Source organism: Sphingobacterium puteale, from assembly GCF_003627955.1.
GTDB lineage: Bacteria > Bacteroidota > Bacteroidia > Sphingobacteriales > Sphingobacteriaceae > Sphingobacterium > Sphingobacterium puteale.
In genome coordinates, this window is the sequence record NZ_RBWS01000004.1 from 315,886 (window position 1) to 339,394 (window position 23,509).

Genomic DNA, 23,509 nt, shown 5'->3' on the forward strand with positions numbered 1-23,509 from the left:
AATAAATCATGATGGTTTCATATGATACAATTAATGTTAGCGATGGTTTACTTTTTTTGATATGTAATCGCCTGTATATTGCAGCAGGAATACAATTAAAATTAATAAAATTAGTACAGCATTCATGATGAAAGTGTCATAACCGACATAGCCGTATTGATAACCAATCTGTCCCAGTCCGCCCGCTCCGACAGCGCCACCCATAGCCGAATAGCCTACAAGTGTAATTAACGTTATTGTCGCATTGTTGACCAGCGAAGGTAAGGCTTCGGGAAGTAATACTTTAAAGACTACCTGCCAGGTACTTGCGCCCATTGCCCTCGCGGCTTCAATTAATCCATGGGGAATTTCCAATAAGCTGTTTTCCACCAAGCGTGCGATAAATGGAGCTGCGCCAATGCTTAAAGGGACCAATGCTGCTGACATGCCTATAGATGTTCCTACGAGCTGACGTGTAAATGGAATCATCCATACAATAAGAATAATGAATGGAATAGACCGGAACACGTTCACTAGCAGCGAAACAATCTGGTGCATTGTTTTGTTTTCCAGCAGCTGATGTTTTCTGGTCAGGAATAGATAGATCCCCAGTGGCAGTCCGATTACAAAGCCAAAGAAGCCTGAAAGGAAAGTCATCATTAACGTTTCAAGCGTTCCCGATAATAGTAAATTCAGTACTTGATCAGACATAACCTAGTATTTTAGTTTGCGGATGCTGTTCTTTTAAATAGGAGAGGCTAGCTATTATATGTTCGCTGTCACCTGATAATTCGGCCAGTATAACACCAAATTTCATTTCTCCAACGTAATCGATCTGTGCGGTTATAATATTTGTTTTGACCTGATATTGTTGTTCCAATTGTTGTATAAATGGAATGGAATCGCCACTTGAAGCCATGTAAATCTCGACAAGTGGATTACCCTTATCTTTTAATCGTTCCTGAAAACTTAGAGGGATATCGACCTGCAAAGAGGATTGGATAAAGCTTTTTGTGGTCTCTTGTTGCGGGTTGGCGAAAATGGTTTCAACGGATCCGCTTTCAATCAAAAGTCCTTGATCCAGTACGGCCACTTGATCACATATCCTTTTGATCACATCCATTTCATGGGTGATCAGTAAGATGGTAAGTCCCAGCTGCTTGTTTATTTTTTTTAATAAACTGAGTATAGATTTCGTCGTGGCCGGATCCAGTGCACTGGTAGCCTCGTCACAAAGTAGGATATGGGGGTCATTTGCCAGTGCACGAGCGATTGCCACCCGTTGTTTTTGTCCTCCAGATAAATTCGCCGGATAGCTCTCTGCCTTATCTTCCAGTCCCACTAGATTGAGTAATGCCGAAACTTTCTCGCGGATAAATGCCTTAGATCTACCTTCCAGCTGCAATGGAAAAGCTATGTTTTCAAAGACTGTCAGTGACGACAACAGATTGAAATGTTGGAAGATCATACCGATATTTCTTCGTTTCATCATTAAATCCTTGGATGACATGGACATCAGGTCCTCATTTTCAATAATGACTTGACCAGTGTCAGGTCTTTCCAGTAGATTGACGCAACGAATCAGCGTGCTTTTCCCAGCGCCTGAGGCCCCTATAACGCCAAATATTTCTCCTTTGGCAATGGATAGGGAGAGACTCTTCAATGCATCTATTCGTTTGGATTTAACCTCGAATGATTTAGATATGTTGTTTAGTTGAATCATTGACCCTGTAGGGATTTATGCATTTATGTTAACAAAGTGGATGTCGATATAAATGTACACAAATGCGGTTGATAAATTACAATGAAATGACGAAAAAATAGCCATTGAACCGATCTTTCCGGGCAAAAAGCAAAGACAGGAAAGATCGGTCGTTTAGGATAGGATGTTAAGATAAGGGATGAGCAGATATCACTTGTTTCCCAGATCCGAGTCCCTCTATACCGTATTCAATAATATCGCCATCGCGAAGGAAGCGTTGTGGGGATTTTCCCATACCCGAACCTGCCGGTGAACCGGTTGAGATGATGTCACCTGGAAGTAAGGACATGAACTGGCTTAGATAGGATATTAACTTAGGCACGCGATAGATGAAATCGCTGGTATTACCGTCCTGCATAAGTTCGCCATTTAATTTAAGCCAAATTCTCATATTATCGACGTCTTGAATTTCATCTTTTGTGGCAATGAACGGGCCAATTGGAGCAAATGTATCGCAGCCTTTGCCCTTGTCCCAGGTACCACCTCTTTCAATCTGGAACTCGCGTTCGGTGACGTCATTATGCAGCACATAGCCAAAAACATAATCTAGGGCTTCCTCTTCACTAACATAGGATGCTTTTTTACCGATAACGATGGCAAGCTCGGTTTCCCAATCGGATTTCACTGAATTTTTAGGTAACGTAATACCATCGAAAGGTCCATTAAAAGCGGAAACAGATTTCATGAACACAATAGGTTCTGCGGCCTGTTGCAATTTGGTTTCCTTAACGTGATCGTCGAAGTTGAGTCCCACACAAAGAATTTTGGAAGGAGCTTCTAAGGGAGTGCCGATGCGCTCGTCCGCAGCGATCTCTTTTAAGTTGTGGTAATTCTGTTCTACATATGCTTGAAGTTTTTCCAAATTTGCCGTATTTGCAAAGAAATCACGGTTATATTGAAAATTTCCTTCCGAAACATCATATTTCTTTTCATTTAAAATGACTCCCGCCTTTTCGGAGCCCTTTGCGCCATATCTAAAAATCTTCATAAGCCGCAAATATACGGATTTTGTCCCGAAAAGGCCTGAAATTAACGCGAATTAACAATTAACCGATGTGTAAATTATCTATACAATTATTGTCCAGAGTGGGGTATTTAAAAGGAAATTTTTCTTGCAGTATTTTTTTGTTACTTACCCAGGTTCCGTTGAGCACCATTTCCTGTCCTTTTTTTCCAAAGAGCAGTTTGATCAGGAATGCAGGTACCGGAAAAGGAATGTAACCTATGCCGTACTTGCATTTGGCAATCCGTTTAGTGAACTGGCCAAGTGGTATCGGATCGGAGGAGCATGCATTATAAACGCCTGCCAGGGCATTGTTTTGTATAGCAAATAGGAGCATGCGGGCGAGGTCCTCCATGTGGATCCAGCTTAGCATCTGTTTACCCGAGCCCAAAATAGGGCTTAGCCGAAAGCGAAGCAGCTGATTGATTTCTTTTAATAAGCCCTGATCTTTGCTGATCACCACGCCGAATCGGAAGACAACAAGCCTTTTCCCGAGCGTTTCAATTGGTTTTACGCTGTCTTCCCAAAGATTGCAAACCCAGGATAAAAAATCGCCACCTTGAGGATCTCCCTCTTCGAACGGTTTTTTTTGAAAGCTGTCATCGGCACCATACCATCCGGTTGCTGACGCTGATATAACAGTTTTTACCTGGTTTGGAACCTGTTTTAATGTCTGATACAGCAATTGTCCGCTTTCTACGCGACTTGATATAATTTCTTGTTGGTATGCCTTGGTCCATCGTGATCCATTGAGGTTGGCGCCAGCTAAATTGATGATATAATCCGCTTCCTGGATCGATCTTATATCGATAACCTGTTTTTTGGGATCCCAATGAACATAGCGTACATGCGGCTGGGCCGGAAAAGCCTTTGGATCCCTCGTGAAGATGATCACTTCATAGAAGTTGGCGACCAATAATTTGGTCAAATGAAGGCCAATAGCACCTGTTCCCCCTGTAATGATTACTTTTTCCATGATTAATCTCATCTTAATTTGATCACGATATCGTTACTACTACCTTTTGGATAATCAGCGCGATACTCCTTCTAATATACTATTTTGAATCAATAAAAGAAGGTATATTTTAAGGTTTATCCTTTAAAAACTTCAGCTTTTGTTTTGTTATTTATAGTTCCTTTCCAAGACGGCAGGCTCAAGAGTGGAAATGCAGGGGTGATTGACCGGAGATCCTTTCCGACAGTTAAACAGGGGGAATAAAGCGAAATCGTCCGGAAAAGATAGCGCTAAATAAAAGCAGATCGTCAAAAAAAACAGGTTCGCCTGCAGCGCAGACGAACCTGTTGTAGAACGTTTGGTATCGTTTATTGTATGGTTTGGATTGTACTTCCACATGTTAACATTTGAGCGCCATAATATGGATTTTTGACCTCTTTATTAAGACTTAACCAGGTAGCTCCTTTGCCTCCGTTAAACATGGGACATTTTTGTTGATAAACGGGAAGTGCTGGTTTGGAACTTTTTGCCAGTTTATAAACCTCCTCGGAAAGCGATACAAATGCCAAACGTTGTTTTGCAAGATCCTTTGCGTTCTGCAGCGCCTTGCTGTGTTGTGCCAACGTATTTGCCTGTGCTTTCCATACCTGTTGTTCAGTAGTTGTCAAGGATGTCGATTTTAACGTGGTTAGCAGGTTTGAAAGTTTTGTAGCGCCTGCTGTGACAGCTTTATGATCAGCAGCAATAAGGGCGTCTTTCAATACGAAATACTGATCGTAAATGGGCTGAAAGTTACCCGCCTTAGCGACAGATGAATTTCCGCTGCTTTCTTCTTTATTTTCAGGGGTATTTTCTGGGTTTGCTGGTGGAGCGCTCAATGTTCGGTCGTATTGACAACATCCATGTAGCTCGGCATAAGTCGTTGTCGGAGCTAGGTATTTTTCATTGTCATAACCTGCTAGTGCAATGTTTTTCAGCACCGCGTCCAAAGAGGTTTTCTCAGCATTAAAAGATACCTTTGCTGTCTGGTTATCCTCGTTCCAATCTACTTTGGAATCCGCTGAATTTCCGGATTTTTCTATCGTTTTTTTACACATACCACAGTTGCCACTGATTTTCACGGTTTGCGTTGTCATGGCTGTATTTTGTGCATGGCTGTATAGACTGCTGGATAAAAGGCAAATTGCTATGATATTTTTAAGTACTTTCATTTGTTTTAGTTTTTTGAAATACATTTATAGATTCCTGCGGAATGCGATCGGTCTACTTGATCGGCATGGACAGGTTCTTAATTCTTTTTTACCGATGGGGGACTCATTTTTAATGAAGCTCCATTTTCTATTTAAGCTATTTTGGGTGGTACCCAAGGGTAGAAATAGCCCTCTGAAAGATAGACGGGCAACAAACCACTATATAATTTTTTAAAAATGGAAAAGGAAATTTTTGGTAGCTGAACGGGAAAGGTAGAGACCGCCAGTATACTTGTCGCTGTGGCGCAATGACAACTACAATCCCGGCATTGCTTGCGGTGTTGACAGAGCGGTTTTTTCTTCGCTTTTTGGCAACAATCATGTTTTTTGCTTGCATGGTCCGGATTGGCAACGGGGCAGGTTTTTGCCTTACTTTGATGGCAGGGATATGTCGCGGTCGGCTTGGCCGCTAAGCCAAGAAAAAGAATTAGTCCGATGAGATATTTTAGTGTCACCACAGTTCAAATATAGCTTTTTTTGGATAAGTATTAAATCTACTATCGGGATGGCTGTTTCTTATTCCATGTAAGGCGTTCGTAGCGCTCGTGACTGCATTATGGAAAACACGTGTTGTGGGAGCAGAATCTAGGGATGCATGAGCGGGGTATATTACATAGAAGCGTAGACAACAGTTTGATTAGTTGACTACGCTTCTTTTATTATTTAAGTTAGTCGAGAAGCTCGCTAGAACTTAAAGTTTGATAAGAAACCCGGTTTCTTCCAGGTTCTCTTATATTCGTCCGCCAATGCGCTATGGTCTGAATAAGCGAGGACTTCATTAAGTAGGTGATGCGCTTTTTTGAGGTTCCCCGTCTTGTAGTTAGCGAGTGCTTCCGCCAACTTTACAGATTCACAATCATCGTCGTAGCTCCATTCATGTTGCGCATAGATGCTATTAAAAATTTCCACATAGCGGTTTACTTCTACTAGATTTTCCCGTTCAGCCAGTAGCTGAATCCCCATTTTTATCCAAAGTACATAATCTTCTGGATCCATGACTGTGGCAACCCAGGGATCATGGTGTTGAAATACGTCTGTACCTGGTCTAAATTCGGAGAGGAAATAGTGACTTTTGACAATGAGATACAAGGTTTTTGCTTTATCAAAGTCATTGATAATAAATTCCTTTTTGTTTTTGAGGTAGGCCTTTGCAGCTGTAATGATAGCGCTATAGTCAGAAACCTCATTGTAAAGCTGCATGAGGATATATTGTGGCTGTGCTTCATGCGGATATTTTTGGGCCATATCGTTATAATACTGAATACGGTAATCGCGTTCATAGGGCTCAAGAATAACATAAATTACATTTTCCACACCGTTTTTAGCCGCTTCAAAATCCCGATAATGATAGTCGTTCAAGGTAGGATGATTGATGTAGAACTGATAGATGTGCTCCAGAAGATATTGTGCTTCGCCCTGTATATCGGAGGAAAGTCCCAGATGATAATTTACTTCAAGCTGATACACAAACATCTGATAGCAACTTGGGAATACCAGATCTGATTCATCCTCGGCAGATTGTTCTTCTATTACCTCATCGCGCATTTCATCAAGGTCGCGCAAAGTGACTTGGTAGGTGTCGAAATATAGTATGAGGGCGTCTTTTAAACGTTCATAATCCTCCAATTTCGATAATGCGTCTGTTCGCGTCTGATGTAGTTCTTCAAAGTCTGAGTAGTTTAGCCCTTCAGTTGCGATTTGATAACTCTCTTCGAGGAGATCCACATTCTTTAATGCAATTGCCAGGTTATTGCAATTCATTGCACGATTATGGTTTCCACCGAAATAATCACTTTCATATTTCCCCTGTTCGAAATAAGCAGCGAAGGCATCATAAGCCTGGCGGTAAACGGCAAGGTAAAGCTGCCGCATGGCCAGCGTTTCTTCGGATGATAGGGTTTCCAGACTATTGACAAAGTCAGCTAAATTGACCCCTTCGTTATAGAGATCACGTGGCAAGTCATCAAAAGTCGGAACATGCTTATGTACTTCGCCTGTTGTTAAGTAGGTACATTCAACGAGACGACGCCAAGAAGTTGCATTCCACTGTCTTTCGCCCAATTGTCGGAGGTAAGGTAAAGCTGCTTCATATTGTTCCTCATCATACAGGTATGCCGCTGCAAAATGATAACCGGCGTACAGGTCAGGATATTGATCAATGAGTTTTAACGCGTGCAAATAGTAATAGTCCAAAGGAATACCGATATCTTCGGAATAATTGCGTTCGATGATAAGCTGGTAATAGAATACCTCCGGGTTTTCATAACCGTCAGCGATAAGATCTTCGAAGCGGCTGTGCCATTTGACCAGTTCCTTGTGGATATGTGCAGCTGAATTTTCTCCTCTGATAAGCTTCATTAATACCTTTAAAGCCAGGTCGATATTCTTGTTTTCATAAGCGATCTCAGCAAGGTCAACATACTGCATCTCGCTACCGCTGATGAAGCGATCAAATTGCTCGCTGATTAAAGTTGTTAGCGCAGCGCCTGAAATCTGTTTGGTACGATCTAGAAGGTATATTTTTTTTATCCAGAATATGGAGAAATTCTGATCGGCAGCTTCGCGGTTGTCCTTGAACGCTTCACGAAAGTAAGCAATGCCTTCATCCAATAAAGGCAACAGGGCAGTGTCATCCTGGAGACTTTCATAAATATCCGCCAGAAATCCGTAGCCATAGGGAGCCATTTTCGGTATAGCGATCAACTTTTTTGCATAGCCGATAAACTCATCTTTGTTGTCTTCATTGATGTGTTTCCTTGGACGATTGATCTGTTCCAATCTGGTCTGATTATCCAGGACATAATTTAACATATGATAGAGCGTTGTTTCATTTTCCGGCTCTATCAGTAGTGCTTTTTGAAGATAAGGGATCATCTTCTCCTGTATGATATCAAAAATAGCTTCATGCCCATCGTAGAATACCTGGTCGTGATAGGCAACTGCGAGATGTGTCCAAAGGGGGACATCCTGGTCATCTTGTTTTAATTGATTTTCACCTTCAATGATAAATAGATCAAGCTGCCCGCTGTAGAATAAATCGTATATATTTTTATCTTCCATTCTTTAATTCTTTGTGTGTTTTTCCAATCGGTTGAATTTATTAAAAATTATTGGGGTAATGAGCGTTTGACAAATTTATCACCATCCCATTGAAAATGCTCTTCTCTTTTGGAAATGCGGTATTTGGAGGCGTCGATATCGTCGTTTTCGGTTTCCCCTTCTTCGATATACTTATAGATCAATTGGTTGTTTTTTTTGTGTTCTGTAGGGAACAGGAGTTTCTCGTCGTAATAAAAGACTCCTGCATCGGAGACAGAATACCTGCTGGGTAGGTTGATAAGTTTCTGGCCGGTCCAGGCAACATAATGATATTCGCTGGGAACTCCGCAGGCGCCAGAAATAAATTCCATGTATAAGATTTGTTTTACATGAGTTAATCCCATGCTTGGCAAAAGTTTGCTTTGTGCACTCAGCTGTCCGCCAAATGCAAATGTGTAGGATTGGCTAGCGATCAAGGAGTCGTGTGGATTCAATACTTTTACTTTGGTTAAAAAGTAATCCTGTTGTTCCCTATTTGGCGGTTTGATAAAACGTTCAAAACCATAGAGGTATTGGAAACCTTCCCGGTCAACCTGTTTGCCAAGAGCCAATAAGCCAAGCCAGATAAAACCTTTTTTTTGTTGGCTATCCTTCAAGTAGCTAATCTGGTACCATGGGGCGTAGAAGTTTTTGATAATACTGCCTTTGAGTGGGGCGCTTGTCATCGTAACCGTTGTCCCAACACCTAAAGAGTCTATCTGTTTAGCTTGGAGTCCGGGAGCGGAGCGAATATAGGCTTTTTCAACAAAAACGGTAGCTGTTTGCCCTTTCTGTATATTCCAGAGATTAAAATCGTTATCAAAGGAAATACCATCCTGCGCTTTAAGAAGCAAGGGAAATAAGCTTAAATATGCCAGCGTGAAATTTATTATTTTCATCTTTATCCTGTTCACTGTCGCAAAAATAGAAGAATTTTTGTGCAGGATTATCACTGGTTTCAGGTATTTTCTTGCTGGCGACGTAATCCCGAGTAAACCTTGATATGAATAGTAGTCCAGCGCAAATAGATTTTATGATTTCAAAACAATTTTGTCTTAAATGTGGTATCTTAAGACGTGAAAGTTTATAGCATTAATAAAGGCTATAGTAGGCGAATAATAGGAATTTATGAAAGAAAAAATAGATCAAAAACAGCAAGTAAGTGCGCTATTTGATCGCTACAGGAATCAATTGGATAATCCCGAATATGTGGAAATTGAACTATTGGTTTTAATTGTCGCGATAATTCGGCCCAAAAAGGTGCAGTTGTTGTATCAGGTCGATATCCAGTTTTTTCTTGATTTTCTACAGGAGTCAGTGGATTGCAGAAATCAGTTTATCCGCTACCTTAAACGGGTTCTCAGGCAAAGAGATTTTGACCAACTGGTATCTGATACGGGCATTATCAGTTATGCAGATTTTATCTATGAGCTCAGGAAGCGGATTACCGAGCGTTATCTCCCTTATCAGCCAGCAAAGTCAACTTTGCAATATTTGCTGAATCAGGTATTTTACTCCCCCAAAGATGCGGATTGGATAGCCACAATTTCAGCCGAGCAATTGTATGAACTATTTCGGCTGTGTGAGTTTAATTCCATTTATGATGATGAAACGGGTTTTGAAATGATTGAGATCTTGTATGGGATCGAGCTGTTGGTGCAACGTATTACTGGCCGGGCAATGGAAACTGATGTCAATAAAATGGTGCCGGAGTTTCAGAATTTCGATAGTCCATTTATTGCAATTATGCGGGAGTTTACGGAGTTAAATGACCGTATTTTACAGTCGGAGACGAAATACATCAACTCAGAAGATCTTTCGTATAAACAGTTGCTCGTACTTCATCGACAATGTGAGGCCTATATAGAAACCGCTTTTGGCAATTCGCACCGTTTTGGTATTTCCATTAAGGTGAATCAGTCCTTATTGCGGATCCGTCAGCAACTGGAACGTATCAAGGATATGCTCTCTTTTTTGGTGATTGATACGGAATCCCAAAAAGCAGAGAAAAGCATTGAGTTGGCGAAGACGCTGATTGGATATAATTCCAGAAAAAGCAATATCCGTAAATTAATAGGGCAGAGCACGCAGTTGCTGGCCTATGAAATTACTCATCATACAGCGCAGACGGGGGAACACTATATTACATCAACCCATCAGGAGTATTGGAAGATGTTTCGTTCTGCCTGCGGTGGCGGTGTAATTGTGGGGGTGATGTGTATAGTAAAACTGTTATTGGGAAAAGTGGAGACAAGCGAATTCGGGCATGCATTTTTATATAGCCTGAATTATGCGATCGGTTTTACGGTGATCTATCTTTTTGGAGCGACCTTGGCAACAAAGCAACCGGCGATGACAGCTTCATCGTTGGTGAGCGCGATTGAACAGGGGGCTTCTGATCGAGGCGCCGGCAGGCATCGGTATTGGGTGTTTGCCCAATTTTTTGCACGTTTATTTCGCTCGCAGTTCATCGCTTTTGTTGGTAATGTGGTTATGGCATTTCCCGTCAGCCTGCTGTTGGTATGGGGGATACAGCAACTCACAGGTGTGAATATTGCAAGTGCCAAATGGTTACATTTAGTCGATGATTTAAATCCCATCAAGACTCCAGTCATTTTACACGCTTCCATTGCCGGTGTATTTTTATTTCTGTCGGGGATTATTGCCGGCAGTATTTCAAATCGCGATAAACACAATTCGGTTTACTATAGGATTCAGGAGCATCCTTTGCTGAAAAAGGTATTTGGGAAAACGAAGACGGACAAGATTGCCTCTTTTTATGAAAAGAAATGGGCTGGTATTGTTTCCAATCTCTGGTTTGGTGTTTTTATGGGCTCAACGGCTTCCATTGGGATGTTTCTTGGTATTAATATCGATATTCGGCACATTACCTTTGCGAGCGGAAATCTGGCCCTGGGTTTATTTGGACATCGTATGGAGCTGTCCACGGATATCTGGATATGGGGGATTTTGGGTATCGGGATCATTGGGTTCTTTAATTTTCTCGTAAGCTTTGGTTTGTCATTGGTGCTCGCGTTTCGTTCGCGAAACTTATCGTCTAAGGAGTTGGCGAAAATGGCCAAGGCGGTATGGATTTATTTTAAAATGAATCCAAAATCTTTTTTCTTTCCGCCTAAAAACTAAGAGATAATTTTTTGTCAGTCGTTGCGGAAATTGACTAATTCTATTAAATTAAGTGTACTAACAAATTTTTCCAGGAAGCCAGAAAATGCCTACAATTTGTTTGTTGCCGTCTATCTTTATAATATAGCTCACCTTTATCAAAAAAATGAATTTATACGGAAACACTGAGCGTGATATTTCATGTCTTTATAGCAACCGAAATTGTTTAAAATGATGGGAGAAATGCTTATTATGGAATACAATCCATTCTTGTTGGTTAAGTTGTCCCATGACGTCAATGAACCAAAGACTGGGTGTTCGGTTGCATATAATTTATTGATACAATCAATAATTGAATTCCTGTCGACAATTGTCATCATTGTGCTATCCTCTTTTTGTACTCAAACGACATTAATCGAAATTCGCTGGGATCTCAACCGTCTCCTGCCAAAAATGGGTGTAATATTACAAATAAGACTTTTAACTAATTAAATGGGATTATCCACTTATTGCGATCTCTGTTTCGCTCATTATCGTTTTGTTGCAATTTGCGGAACAATACATTTGGAATATCGTTCACAAACTAATTATTCAAATGAAAGGATTAAAAAGTATGCTGATGATCAGTCTAGGACTGGTTATTTTTTTTCCTGTAAAAAGGGGGACACAGGGCCACAAGGAGCTACTGGTGAGAAAGGCGAACAAGGCGAAAAAGGGGTACAGGGGGTAAAAGGTGGAGATGGAGCTACGATATTCTCTGGAGATGTCGTTCCATCAGCAAGCATAGGGAAAGCGGGAGATTATTATATCCGAAAAACGACTTCCGAAATGTATGGCCCCAACAGATGCCGGATGGGGCAAAGCGATGTCCTTCAAGGGAGCGACAGGAGCTAATGGAGCGCCGGGATCCAAAATCCTGAGCGGGACCCAAATTCCGGCAGTGTCGTTAGGTGTCGTAGGTGACTTCTACTTTAAAGTCGACAGTTATCAATTTTTTGGACCCAAGACCGCTTCTGTATGGGGTACAGGGATTAATCTAAAAGGGATGACTGGTACAGCGAATGTCCTCTATAGTGGCTGGCAATATGCTACAGGAGTTAAAGATTCTATTATAGACGGTTCTGTAGTTAGAGTTATCCATCTTGCTGCTAGAGGAATAACCACAACAATACTGAATAGTGGAACTGTAATGGTTTATTTAAATTATGGAGGAGGGGTGTTCCAGCTGGCTTTCACCTCAAGAGCCGGAGGGAGAATGAGCACGATCGCTCATCATCTGAAACAGAATCAAATCATTGTCTACAGGTTTGTTTACGATGGAGGAAGTCTTCTGAATTTAGTTAGTCAAATTAGTTATCGTTATGTGATTATTCCGGGAGGAACCATAGCAAGCCTGAAACGAAAGGGTGTGGACCTGAATGATGCAAGTCAGCTAGAGGTTGCATTGAAGTCTGAATAAAATGTTTATTGTACTGAGTGAGAGGCTCAAAGTTCAGAATTTCGTTTTATCTTGTTTTTACAGCATAAATAAAAAAAGCTCAACTGCGTTGAGCTTTTTTTGTAGTCTTGGCGGAAGAGGCGGGATTCGAACCCGCGGTACCGTTTCCAGTACGACAGTTTAGCAAACTGTTCCTTTCGGCCACTCAGGCACCCTTCCGTGTTTTGACATTGCAAACATAAGGCAATTATTTGAATCTGCAAAGCCTAAATATCAAAAAAAATGCAAAAAAAACGTAACGTTACAATAAGCATTTGAATTTCAATTTGTTGTTTAGCAATTAAAATTACATTGTTTTTTTGCTCAAATCATAATCCACCCGAACATGGTAAATACTTTTGAGCATAGCCTTGAAGATAACAGCCGATTCGGTAATATCTTTTAATGTAATATTGCTATTATTGAATTGCCCGCGCATCAGTTTATGTTCGATTATTTTATCCACAAGATTATTGATGGACTCCTCTGAGGGTTCTTTTAAAGCTCTGGACGCCGCTTCCACTGAGTCGGCCATCATGAGTACAGCCGTTTCCTTAGAGAAAGGAATAGGGCCGGGGTAGGTAAATAAAGACTCGTCAACGAGTTTGTCCGGATTGTTTTTAACAAACACATTGTAAAAGTAGTCCACTCGGGTGGTACCATGGTGTGTTCGGATAAAATCGAGGATCACTTCGGGAAGCTGATGTTTCTTAGCGATATCCACACCTTTGATGACATGGGAGATAATAATTTGCGCACTTTGTTCCGGAGAAAGTTCATCGTGTGGATTTTTTTCTGTCTTTTGGTTCTCAATAAAAAATTGTGGATTGGTCAATTTGCCGATGTCATGGTACAGCGCTCCGGCGCGAACCAACAGTGGGTTGCCTCCAATTTTATAAATTGCCGCCTCAGCCAGATTGGCTACCTGTAGGGAGTGCTGAAAGGTGCCCGGCGCTTTAAAGGATAGCTCCCGCAATAATTTGGAGTTACTGTTTGTGAGCTCCATCAGCGTCAGGTCGGATACTATTCCAAAGAGTTTTTCGAAAGCATAGATCATCGGATAGGCCAGCAACGTGATCATGACACTGACCAAGAATGGAAGGAGGTCCGACCAGTAGATGGTATCAATAGAGCCATTTCTTGTGACCACTAGCCCGATGTAAGCGATCCAGTATGTCCCCAGGATAATTGCTGAAGAAACAAACAGTTGTTCACGTTTTACCAATGTTTTGATACTATAGATTGCAACAATGCCTGCCATAAATTGTAAAAAGACAAACTCAAAACTGTTTGGTACAAAGAGTCCGGCCAAAAGCACCATCAACAGATGGATATTCAGAGCGACACGGGTGTCAAACAGGATGCGAATGATAATGGGGACGGCACAAAACGGAATATAATACAAATTGGGTATTTTGATCTTGATAGCCCAAGATAGTACAGCAAGCATCCCAATGATAACAATCATGATAATCATCAATAACCTATTGTTGAAATAAATGTCCTTTCGGAAAAGGAAAAGAAATACCATGAGTATCGAAAGCGCGAGGGATATGATCAGAAATTGTCCCAGTGTGACATAGTTTTGATTTCCGCTTATTTTGCCTTCATCTTCATACACTTTACGCAGTGATTCGAGCTTCTGGTAAGTCTCATTGGATATAATTTTTTCTTTTTCCGCAATCAGTTCACCTTTCTGAACTACACCTCGGGTAGCGGATATATTTGTGATCGCATTTTGTTCAAGCGCTTCGGTTTGCTGATCGTTATAGATGTAATTAATCGTGATGTAATTTTTTAATGTCTCCTCGAGCCAGCCTTTCTGTTTGATTTTGGTCAGCTTGGGCATTAAATTGTCCATATATTCATAAGAACTTTCAATGGTGTAACAATCTGCCGTATTTTTTTGTGAAGCAACCTTATCTTGTATTAATGTGAAATTATAATGTTTCGAAGCTGGGGATTTGTCATTGTTGCGGTTTTGAAACCGGTTATTCAGCGAGAGAATACCTTTACCATAGAGATGGTTTAATATCGCATTTCCGGCACTGCGATAATCGTTGATATTTTCATGTGTTGTATCCAGTTTGCTGCTTTGCCATTTTTCGGACAAATCGGTATTGAATTGGTCGATCTGTTCTTTGCTTGTTGTCGAATTGGCATTATAAATCGGCTGAATCGTATTTAATATACTTTTTTTGTCTGCATTGAGCTCTTCCTGCGTCTTCAGGATCGCAAAATTGTAAGGTGATATGAGATTTTCATGGTTCCAGACTTTTCCTTTTTGAAACTCATATCGGAACCGTGGTTGTTTGGGAAGAAAAATACAAATCAGGACGATCGTGATTAGTATTAATCCAATTTTTCGGATGAGATTTTCCGTTGTGTTTAATTCTCTTTTATATTTTATTTTTAATCTTCCCACTGCGAACGATGTTTTTATTATATAAAGTTAATATACAAATGTAGTTATAATTTATTTTTCGTGGATTCTGCCAGCTGCTATTTGAATCACGTTAAATGTGGAGAATGTTACGCTGAACAGAAAATACTTGTTATCTTTGCAAAAAAAACACAACATGTCAACAAAATCACATCTCATTGCACCATCCGTTCTTGCTGCAGACTTCGCAAAATTATACGATGATATCATCATGGTAAACAAGAGTGAGGCTGATTGGTTTCACATCGATATTATGGACGGCGTTTTTGTGCCGAATATTTCATTTGGATTTCCGGTGATGCAAGCAATCGCGAAACATGCTACAAAGCCGTTGGATGTGCACTTGATGATTGTTGATCCTGATCGCTATTTGCAGGTCTGTAAAGATTCCGGAGCAGACATAATTACTGTACACTATGAAGCTTGTACGCATTTGCACCGTACATTAGCGGCTATTAAAGAATTGGGCTGTAAAGCGGGGGTCGCGTTGAATCCACATACGCCAGTTGCCCTTTTGAAGGATGTTTTGGCTGATCTGGACCTTGTGTGCCTGATGTCTGTCAATCCCGGGTTCGGTGGACAAAAGTTTATCCCGAATACCTATGCAAAAGTGCAGGAACTCCGTGCAATGGCTCAGGGTGTCAATGATGGCTTGTTGATCGAAATCGACGGTGGAGTTACCACAGCAAATGCAGCACAGCTGTTGAAAGCGGGTGCTGATGTACTTGTTGCGGGTTCGTTTGTGTTTAATGCTGCAGATCCGTTGGAGACTGTAAAAACATTAAAAGATATAGATATTGCTCTAGCAAAAATATAGAGATATGCAGAGGTGATTTAGTAAAATAAATCACCTCTTTTTTTATGGCGGATAACGGGAAGAAAACAAATTCAGGAAAAAACGAGCGGATGATATAAGTGCTGTTTAGAACAATTCCAAATTGATTTAAATAAATGGAATGCATGCGTTTAAAGTTGGATTTTCACTATTTTTGTATTTAGTCATAATAGTTGATTTAAGGTAAAAAAATCGACTTGAATACACGAATTGAACGGGCTAATTTATAAGGTAGTGTAGCGGGGCTGCATGAGTTTTCTATTAGCTTAATTATATTACAGACACGGTAGTGGAAGAAGGTAAAAAATATATCTTCTGAACTATCCTTAAAATAGAAAGATTGATATCTATGAGTATTTACAACGATTACGTACAAGAGGTTGTAGAGCGAGAAGGCCAGGGATTACATCCTAAGCCTATTGACGGAGCAGAATTACTAAGTGAGGTAATTGCTCAGATTAAAGATTTAAACAATGAAAATAGAGCGGAATCTTTAAGATTGTTTATTTATAATACTTTGCCCGGAACAACACCTGCGGCTGGTGTTAAGGCGCAGTTCCTAAAGGAAATTATTTTGGGTGAATCAGTTGTTGCTGAAATTACTCCTGCTTTTGCTTTTGAGCTATTGTCTCATATGAAGGGTGGACCTTCGATCAAGGTGCTATTGGACTTAGCGCTAGGTACTGATCTTGCGATCGCCAATCAAGCTGCAGAGGTACTTAAAACTCAGGTTTTCTTATATGATGCGGATACAGCTCGTTTGAAGGAAGCCTTTGAACAAGGAAACGCTGTTGCAAAAGATATTTTAGAAAGCTATGCGAAAGCTGAATTCTTTACGAAACTTCCTGAAGTAGCGGAAGAAATCCAGGTGGTTACTTTTATCGCGGGTGTAGGTGACATTTCTACGGATTTATTATCTCCAGGTAATCAGGCGCATTCACGTTCTGATCGTGAATTGCATGGTAAATGTATGATCACGCCAGAAGCACAGCAACAAATCAAAGAATTACAGGCACAACATCCTGGCAAAAGCGTGATGTTGATCGCTGAGCGAGGTACAATGGGAGTAGGATCCTCACGGATGTCAGGGGTGAACAATGTGGCCTTATGGACAGGTAAACAGGCAAGTCCTTATGTTCCTTTTGTAAACATTGCTCCGATTGTAGGTGGTACGAACGGCATCTCACCAATTTTCTTGACGACAGTAGATGTTACCGGCGGTATCGGTATCGATCTTAAAAACTGGGTGAAGAAGGTAGATGAAAATGGAAATGTTGTTCGCAATGAAAAAGACGAGCCTGTTTTGGAGGAAGTTTATTCTGTCGCTACAGGTACTGTTTTGACCATTAATACAAAAACAAAGAAATTATATAATGGAACGCAGGAGCTAATTGATATTTCAAAGGCTTTGACACCACAGAAAATGGAATTTATCAAAGCAGGTGGTTCTTATGCTATCGTATTTGGTAAAAAAATCCAAACTTTTGCAGCACAAACATTAGGTATCCAGGCACCGACGGTATTTGCTCCTTCGAAAGAAATCACGATTGAAGGTCAGGGTTTAACTGCTGTAGAAAAAATCTTCAACAAAAATGCGGTAGGTGTGACACCGGGCAAAGTATTGCATGCTGGTTCTGACGTTCGTGTTAAAGTAAATATTGTCGGTTCTCAAGATACGACAGGTTTAATGACTGCACAGGAGTTGGAAGCTATGGCTGCGACGGTCATCTCGCCTACAGTTGATGGTGCCTACCAATCAGGTTGTCATACAGCATCTGTTTGGGATAAGAAAGCGCAAGCGAACATTCCAAAATTGATGAAATTTATGAACGATTTTGGTTTGATCACTGCTCGCGATCCAAAAGGCGTTTATCACTCCATGACCGATGTTATCCACAAAGTATTAAACGATATTACGATTGACGAATGGGCAATCATTATCGGCGGTGACTCGCATACACGTATGTCTAAAGGTGTGGCCTTCGGTGCTGACTCAGGTACTGTTGCATTAGCATTGGCTACGGGTGAGGCTTCTATGCCGATTCCCGAATCTGTAAAAGTTACTTTTAAAGGCAGTATGAAGGAGCACATGGATTTCCGTGATGTTGTGCATGCTACCCAAGCACAGATGTTGCAGCAATTTGCTGGAGAAAACGTTTTCCAAGGTAGAATCATTGAGGTTCATATCGGTACCTTACTTGCTGATCAAGCCTTTACTTTTACTGACTGGACAGCGGAGATGAAAGCAAAAGCATCCATCTGTATTTCTCAGGATGATACGTTAATTGAATCGTTAGAAATTGCGAAAAACCGTATCCAAATCATGATTGATAAGGGTATGGAAAATAAAAACAATGTTTTACAAGGTTTGATCGATAAAGCGAACAAGCGTATCGAAGAAATTAAATCAGGTGTGAAACCAGCGTTGACTCCAGATAACAACGCAAAATATTATGCTGAGGTTGTGGTTGACTTGGATCTTATTGAAGAGCCAATGATCGCAGATCCAGATGTAAATAACGTGGACGTTTCTAAACGTTATACGCACGATACGATTCGTGACCTTTCTTACTATGGCGGAAACAAAAAGGTGGATTTAGGTTTCGTTGGTTCTTGTATGGTGCATAAGGACGATTTAAAAATCGTTTCAAAAATGTTGCGTAATATCGAGCAGCAAAAAGGTGTAGTTACCTTTGAAGCTCCATTGGTTGTTGCAGCGCCAACATATAATATTATCGATGAGTTAAAAGCAGAAGGTGACTGGGAATTCTTGCAAAAATATTCGGGATTTGAATTCAGTGATGCATTGCCAAAAAGCACTGCACGTACAGAATATGAAAATATCATGTACTTGGAGCGTCCCGGTTGTAACCTTTGCATGGGTAACCAAGAGAAAGCTGCGAAGGGTGATACAGTAATGGCTACTTCTACACGTTTGTTCCAGGGCCGTGTCGTAGAGGATAGAGATGGTAAAAAGGGTGAATCTTTATTGGCGTCTACACCTGTTGTCGTACTTTCCGCTATTTTAGGTCGTATCCCTAATATAGAAGAATATAAAGCTGCTGTCGAGGGCATTAACTTAACTAAATTTGCGCCTATTCCGACAAAATAAAAGCTACCAGGGTTTCAGTAACTTAATTAAATAACATAAATAAGAGAGATATGGCTTTTGATGTAGATATGATAAAAAAGGTATATAGCCGTTATGACGAACGCATTGCAGCGGCCCGTCAGGTGGTGAACAAACCTTTGACTTTATCTGAGAAAATTTTATATGCCCACCTTTGGGATGGTAATGCGACAGAAGATTACAAACGCGGCGTTTCTTATGTTGATTTTGCTCCTGACCGTGTAGCGATGCAAGATGCAACTGCACAAATGGCTTTATTGCAATTTATGCAGGCCGGACGTCCTAAAGTAGCAGTTCCTTCTACTGTTCATTGTGATCACTTGATCCAGGCCAAAGAAGGTGCAGATAAAGATTTAGCCCGTGCTAAAAACGAAAGTTCAGAAGTATTTAACTTCTTGAGCTCTGTTTCAAATAAATATGGTATCGGTTTCTGGAAACCCGGTGCTGGTATTATTCACCAGGTTGTATTGGAAAATTATGCATTTCCGGGTGGTATGATGATTGGTACAGATTCACATACCGTCAATGCCGGCGGTCTGGGTATGGTAGCCATCGGTGTAGGTGGTGCTGATGCCTGTGATGTGATGGCAGGCTTACCTTGGGAATTAAAATTCCCGAAATTAATCGGTGTTAAATTGACTGGTAAATTAAGTGGTTGGGCTGCCGCAAAAGACGTTATCCTAAAAGTTGCAGGAATCTTGACGGTAAAGGGTGGAACCGGCGCAATCGTTGAATATTTTGGCGAAGGTGCGGAGTCTCTATCTTGTACAGGTAAAGGAACAATCTGTAATATGGGGGCTGAAATAGGCGCGACTACCTCAACATTTGGTTATGACGCGTCGATGGAGCGTTACCTTCGTGCGACAGGTCGTGCTGAGGTTGCAGATGCCGCCAATGCCATTAAACAGCACTTGACAGCTGATGCTGAAGTCTATGCTAATCCGGAGCAATATTTCGATCAATTGATCGAAATTAATCTTTCGGAATTAGAGCCTTCGTTGAACGGGCCATTTACGCCAGATCTATATACCCCGGTTTCACGTATGCGCGAAGAGGCAGCTAAGAATGGTTGGCCTTTGAAAGTAGAGTGGGGACTGATTGGATCCTGTACAAACTCTTCGTATGAAGATTTGTCGCGTGCTGCATCCATTGCAAAACAAGCTGTTGATAAAGGGTTGATCACCAAAGCTGAATTTGGTATTAATCCTGGTTCTGAGCAGGTTCGTTTTACGGCAGATCGTGATGGTTTGTTAAAGACATTTGAAGATCTTAACGCTACGATATTCACCAATGCTTGTGGTCCATGTATCGGTATGTGGGATCGTGTGGGGGCGGATAAGCAAGAGAAAAACACAATTGTTCACTCGTTCAACCGTAACTTTGCGAAACGTGCGGATGGTAATCCAAATACCTATGCATTCGTTGCATCACCAGAATTGGTTGCTGCAATTGCAATTTCCGGTGATTTGGGTTTTAATCCGGTTACGGATACATTAACCAACAATAAAGGTGAGCAGGTGAAGTTGGATCCTCCTGTGGGCGATGAGTTACCAACAAAAGGATTTGCTGTCGATGATCCGGGATATCAGGCTCCGGCAGCAGATGGTAGTGCTGTTGTTGTTGACGTCGCTCCGACATCAGACCGTCTCCAATTGTTGGAACCTTTTGCAGCTTGGGAAGGTACAGACTTAAAAGGTTTGAAATTATTGATCAAAGCAAAAGGTAAATGTACAACGGATCATATTTCTATGGCTGGTCCTTGGTTGAAATACCGTGGTCACTTAGATAATATCTCAAATAATATGCTGATCGGTGCGGTTAACTTCTTCAATGAGAAAACCGACAACGTGAAGAATCAATTGACGGGTGAATACGGTCCTGTTCCGGCAACGCAACGTGACTATAAAGCACATAACATCGGATCAATTGTGGTAGGGGATGAGAACTATGGTGAAGGGTCTTCGCGTGAGCATGCTGCGATGGAACCTCGTCATTTGGGTGTGCGCGCAGTATTGGTTAAATCTTTTGCTCGTATCCACGAGACAAACCTGAAAAAACAAGGTATGTTGGGCTTAACTTTTGCGAACAAGGACGACTATAACAAAATTCAGGAAAATGATACGATTGATATCCTTGGCTTGACAGAGTTTGCTCCTGGTAAACCACTGACTCTTGTCTTGCACCATGCAGATGGAACGCAAGAGCAGATCTTGGCAAACCACACTTACAATGCACAACAGATCGAATGGTTTAAAGCCGGAGGTGCTTTGAATATTATCCGTAAGAATCAAGCGCAATAAAATGATTCCATAAAAATTTAGTTTAAAAGCTGCTTTCGTCCGAAAGCAGCTTTTTTTATGCAAGTTCAAGTAATGAAACATTTCTGTGATCTTCGTCATATTTTCCTAATTTCCACATGTTTTATTTGGTTATAAAATAGAATGGGGGTACTTTTGCCCAACGTTTTTAGCGCTGATATGAGAAAAATATTTTTGACGATTGGAGCACTTGCATTAAGTGTTTCGAGTTTACTTGCACAGGAAAATCCCGAGATAGGAAAAAGTATCTTTAAGCCAAAGAATTTAAGGACAGAAAGTAATAAAGGGAAGTTTTTCTTTTTTTGGGGATATAACTTTTCTTCGTATGCAAAATCTGATATACATTTTACAGGTCCAAACTATGACTTCATCCTCCATGATGTAAAAGCAGGAGATCGCCCGACGAAATTTGGATCGACTTATTTTGATCCCAGTCGTTTGACTATTCCACAATTTAATCTGCATTTCGGTTATTACATCAAGGACAATTACTCCATTTCCCTGGGCTGGGATCATATGAAATATGTTGTGGATATTCCACAGCAGGTTAAGATCACAGGTTATATTGGTGATGAAATCTCAACTCCTGGCATACCGACCGGAAATCGTGCGGGACAATATAATGGCGAAAAGATAACCGTGGATTCTGCCATGCTAACTTTTGAACATACGGATGGCTACAATTTTGCTTCGGTAGGGTTGGAGCGATATGATGATATCATCAACAACCGTAAAGGTCAACAGGTACTCACCATGGAGTCGGGTGTAGATGTAGGCTTATTGATCCCGCGTTCGGATGTGCACCTTTTTGGTGAAGGTGGTAACCATTTCTGGAATATTGCAGGATATGGTGCTTCTGCAAAAGTTGGTTTGCATTACCGTTTTTATAAAGGGCTTTACTTACAAGGAAACTTTAAAACAGGTTGGACAGATCTGTACAATATACGCACAACAGGTAGAAGAGGTGTGGACAAAGCAACGCAGCAGATCTGGTTTTTTGAAAATTATTGGGCTCTGGGCTTCAGATTCTAACGATCTCAATCTATAATATCTTAAGAATGGGGCTGTCAACAACAATCCCATTCTTAGAATATATCCTTTGGGAAAAAAGATCATTTCATATTCAACCTGTGCATCCTTAAATATCGCTTAATTTGAATATGTCCTTCACCCGGATTCCTTTCTCTGTATGTTGCAAGGTACAGCATTCGTTAATCGGATCATGTTCAAAGAAAAGAATGTATTCATTGTCGACAATTTCATTCCAGTACGTATTTCGTTCTTCCATGGTGACCAACGGTCTCACATCATAGCCCATGACATAGGGAATGGGAATATGACCAACAGAAGGCAATAGATCTGCCATATAGAGTACCGTTTTTCCCTTATATTTAATCTGCGGCAACATCATCGCTTCAGTATGGCCATTGGCATACCGAATGCTGATATCCTTGCCAAAAGGATTTTCAATATCTTCAACAAATTTTAACTGTCCGCTTTCTTGAATAGGAAGAATGTTCTCTTTCAGAAAGGATGCTTTTTCCCTCGGATTCGGGGCTGTAGCCCAAGCCCAATGGTCGGCATTGCTCCAAAAATTTGCATTTTTAAATGCCGGAGATAGTTTTTCACCTTCACGAACGATCGCGCCACCGCAATGGTCAAAATGTAAGTGTGTCAAGATGACGTCTGTGATGTCATTTCTTTCAAAACCTAGACTTGTGAGCGATTTGTCCAGTGTGGCATCACCGTGTAAATAGTAATAACTGAAAAATTTTTCAGTTTGTTTGTCGCCCAGGCCAGTGTCTACCAACATTAATCTATTACTTTCTTCAATCAGGAGTAAACGGTTGCCCCATGTGCACATATTGTTGGAATCGGCCGGATTTGTTTTGTTCCATATGCTTTTTGGAACCACTCCAAACATCGCACCTCCATCCAATTTAAAGAAGCCTGTTTCTATTGCGTGTAATTTCATTTTATTAATATTTGTAAAGCTTGGAACAATTTACGAAAAATCTAAATCATAAGGACGGTACAGGAAGATATTGTGCTAAAAAAATATGCTAAAAATTTTAATTTTTTTTATCTACATAAGTGTTTGGTAATGAGTAATTTGATTTTGTGTTTTTTATACAATAAGCCTGATTTTTAGATAA

At 40.8% G+C, this 23,509-nt stretch carries 16 protein-coding genes and 1 tRNA gene; 7 read left to right on the forward strand and 10 right to left on the reverse strand.

Annotated elements, in window-relative coordinates; translation table 11 throughout:
- Nucleotides 1–36: 36 nt before the first annotated feature.
- From metI to D7322_RS05425, 7 genes are all read right to left on the reverse strand, one after another.
- Nucleotides 37–690 carry a methionine ABC transporter permease MetI gene (metI, locus tag D7322_RS05395; protein ID WP_121121988.1) on the reverse strand — a complete coding sequence of 218 codons (654 nt, stop codon included), beginning with the start codon at nucleotides 688–690 and terminating at the stop codon, nucleotides 37–39.
- Nucleotides 683–1,702 (reverse strand): methionine ABC transporter ATP-binding protein, encoded by a 1,020-nt coding sequence (locus tag D7322_RS05400; protein ID WP_121121990.1) that lies wholly within the window; start codon nucleotides 1,700–1,702, stop codon nucleotides 683–685. The genes metI and D7322_RS05400 overlap by 8 nt, the downstream gene beginning before the upstream one ends.
- Before the next feature lie 166 nt (nucleotides 1,703–1,868).
- Entirely contained in the window at nucleotides 1,869–2,729 is an 861-nt protein-coding gene (locus tag D7322_RS05405; RefSeq protein ID WP_121121992.1) for a fumarylacetoacetate hydrolase family protein, read from the reverse strand.
- Between the two features lie 58 nt (nucleotides 2,730–2,787).
- Nucleotides 2,788–3,720 (reverse strand): TIGR01777 family oxidoreductase, encoded by a 933-nt coding sequence (locus tag D7322_RS05410; protein ID WP_183078606.1) that lies wholly within the window; start codon nucleotides 3,718–3,720, stop codon nucleotides 2,788–2,790.
- Between the two features lie 347 nt (nucleotides 3,721–4,067).
- Nucleotides 4,068–4,910, reverse strand: a complete 843-nt coding sequence (locus D7322_RS05415) for a DUF3347 domain-containing protein (RefSeq protein WP_183078607.1) — start codon at nucleotides 4,908–4,910, stop codon at nucleotides 4,068–4,070.
- 723 nt (nucleotides 4,911–5,633) lie between these two features.
- On the reverse strand, nucleotides 5,634–8,009 hold the full coding sequence (locus D7322_RS05420; protein WP_121121998.1) for a hypothetical protein: 2,376 nt from the start codon (nucleotides 8,007–8,009) through the stop codon (nucleotides 5,634–5,636).
- 47 nt (nucleotides 8,010–8,056) lie between these two features.
- Nucleotides 8,057–8,926 (reverse strand): SH3 domain-containing protein, encoded by an 870-nt coding sequence (locus D7322_RS05425; RefSeq protein ID WP_121122000.1) that lies wholly within the window; start codon nucleotides 8,924–8,926, stop codon nucleotides 8,057–8,059.
- 229 nt (nucleotides 8,927–9,155) lie between these two features.
- On the opposite strand from D7322_RS05425, the gene D7322_RS05430 reads away from it, so the two are divergent.
- From D7322_RS05430 to D7322_RS05440, 3 genes are all read left to right on the forward strand, one after another.
- Nucleotides 9,156–11,171 (forward strand): recombinase, encoded by a 2,016-nt coding sequence (locus tag D7322_RS05430; protein WP_121122002.1) that lies wholly within the window; start codon nucleotides 9,156–9,158, stop codon nucleotides 11,169–11,171.
- 471 nt (nucleotides 11,172–11,642) lie between these two features.
- Nucleotides 11,643–12,044, forward strand: coding sequence for a collagen-like protein (locus D7322_RS28290; RefSeq protein ID WP_147430292.1), 402 nt, complete (start codon nucleotides 11,643–11,645; stop codon nucleotides 12,042–12,044).
- Complete coding sequence (locus D7322_RS05440) at nucleotides 11,983–12,609, forward strand: hypothetical protein (protein WP_121122006.1); 627 nt, start codon at nucleotides 11,983–11,985, stop codon at nucleotides 12,607–12,609. The genes D7322_RS28290 and D7322_RS05440 overlap by 62 nt, the downstream gene beginning before the upstream one ends.
- A 108-nt stretch (nucleotides 12,610–12,717) precedes the next feature.
- Here the strand turns inward: D7322_RS05440 and D7322_RS05445 are convergent.
- Together D7322_RS05445 and D7322_RS05450 are read right to left on the reverse strand one after the other, a co-directional pair.
- A tRNA-Ser gene (locus D7322_RS05445) sits at nucleotides 12,718–12,807 on the reverse strand.
- A 127-nt stretch (nucleotides 12,808–12,934) separates the two neighbouring features.
- On the reverse strand, nucleotides 12,935–15,052 hold the full coding sequence (locus D7322_RS05450) for an HD family phosphohydrolase (protein WP_121122008.1): 2,118 nt from the start codon (nucleotides 15,050–15,052) through the stop codon (nucleotides 12,935–12,937).
- Nucleotides 15,053–15,206: 154 nt separating this feature from the next.
- Here D7322_RS05450 and rpe point away from each other — a divergent pair, with 154 nt between their 5' ends.
- From rpe to D7322_RS05470, 4 genes are all read left to right on the forward strand, one after another.
- The gene (gene rpe / locus D7322_RS05455; protein WP_121122011.1) at nucleotides 15,207–15,887 is read left to right on the forward strand and encodes a ribulose-phosphate 3-epimerase; all 681 of its coding nucleotides are present in this window, start codon (nucleotides 15,207–15,209) and stop codon (nucleotides 15,885–15,887) included.
- A gap of 367 nt (nucleotides 15,888–16,254) precedes the next feature.
- A complete protein-coding gene (locus D7322_RS05460) occupies nucleotides 16,255–19,017 on the forward strand; it encodes a bifunctional aconitate hydratase 2/2-methylisocitrate dehydratase (protein ID WP_121122013.1) in 2,763 nt (920 codons plus the stop codon).
- A 50-nt stretch (nucleotides 19,018–19,067) separates the two neighbouring features.
- Nucleotides 19,068–21,335, forward strand: a complete 2,268-nt coding sequence (locus D7322_RS05465) for an aconitate hydratase (RefSeq protein WP_121122015.1) — start codon at nucleotides 19,068–19,070, stop codon at nucleotides 21,333–21,335.
- Between the two features lie 177 nt (nucleotides 21,336–21,512).
- On the forward strand, nucleotides 21,513–22,385 hold the full coding sequence (locus D7322_RS05470) for a hypothetical protein (protein ID WP_121122145.1): 873 nt from the start codon (nucleotides 21,513–21,515) through the stop codon (nucleotides 22,383–22,385).
- Nucleotides 22,386–22,491: 106 nt separating this feature from the next.
- Here the strand turns inward: D7322_RS05470 and D7322_RS05475 are convergent, their stop codons facing one another.
- Nucleotides 22,492–23,328: an MBL fold metallo-hydrolase gene (locus D7322_RS05475; protein WP_121122017.1), complete on the reverse strand. Its 837-nt coding sequence runs from the start codon at nucleotides 23,326–23,328 to the stop codon at nucleotides 22,492–22,494.
- Nucleotides 23,329–23,509: the final 181 nt, after the last annotated feature.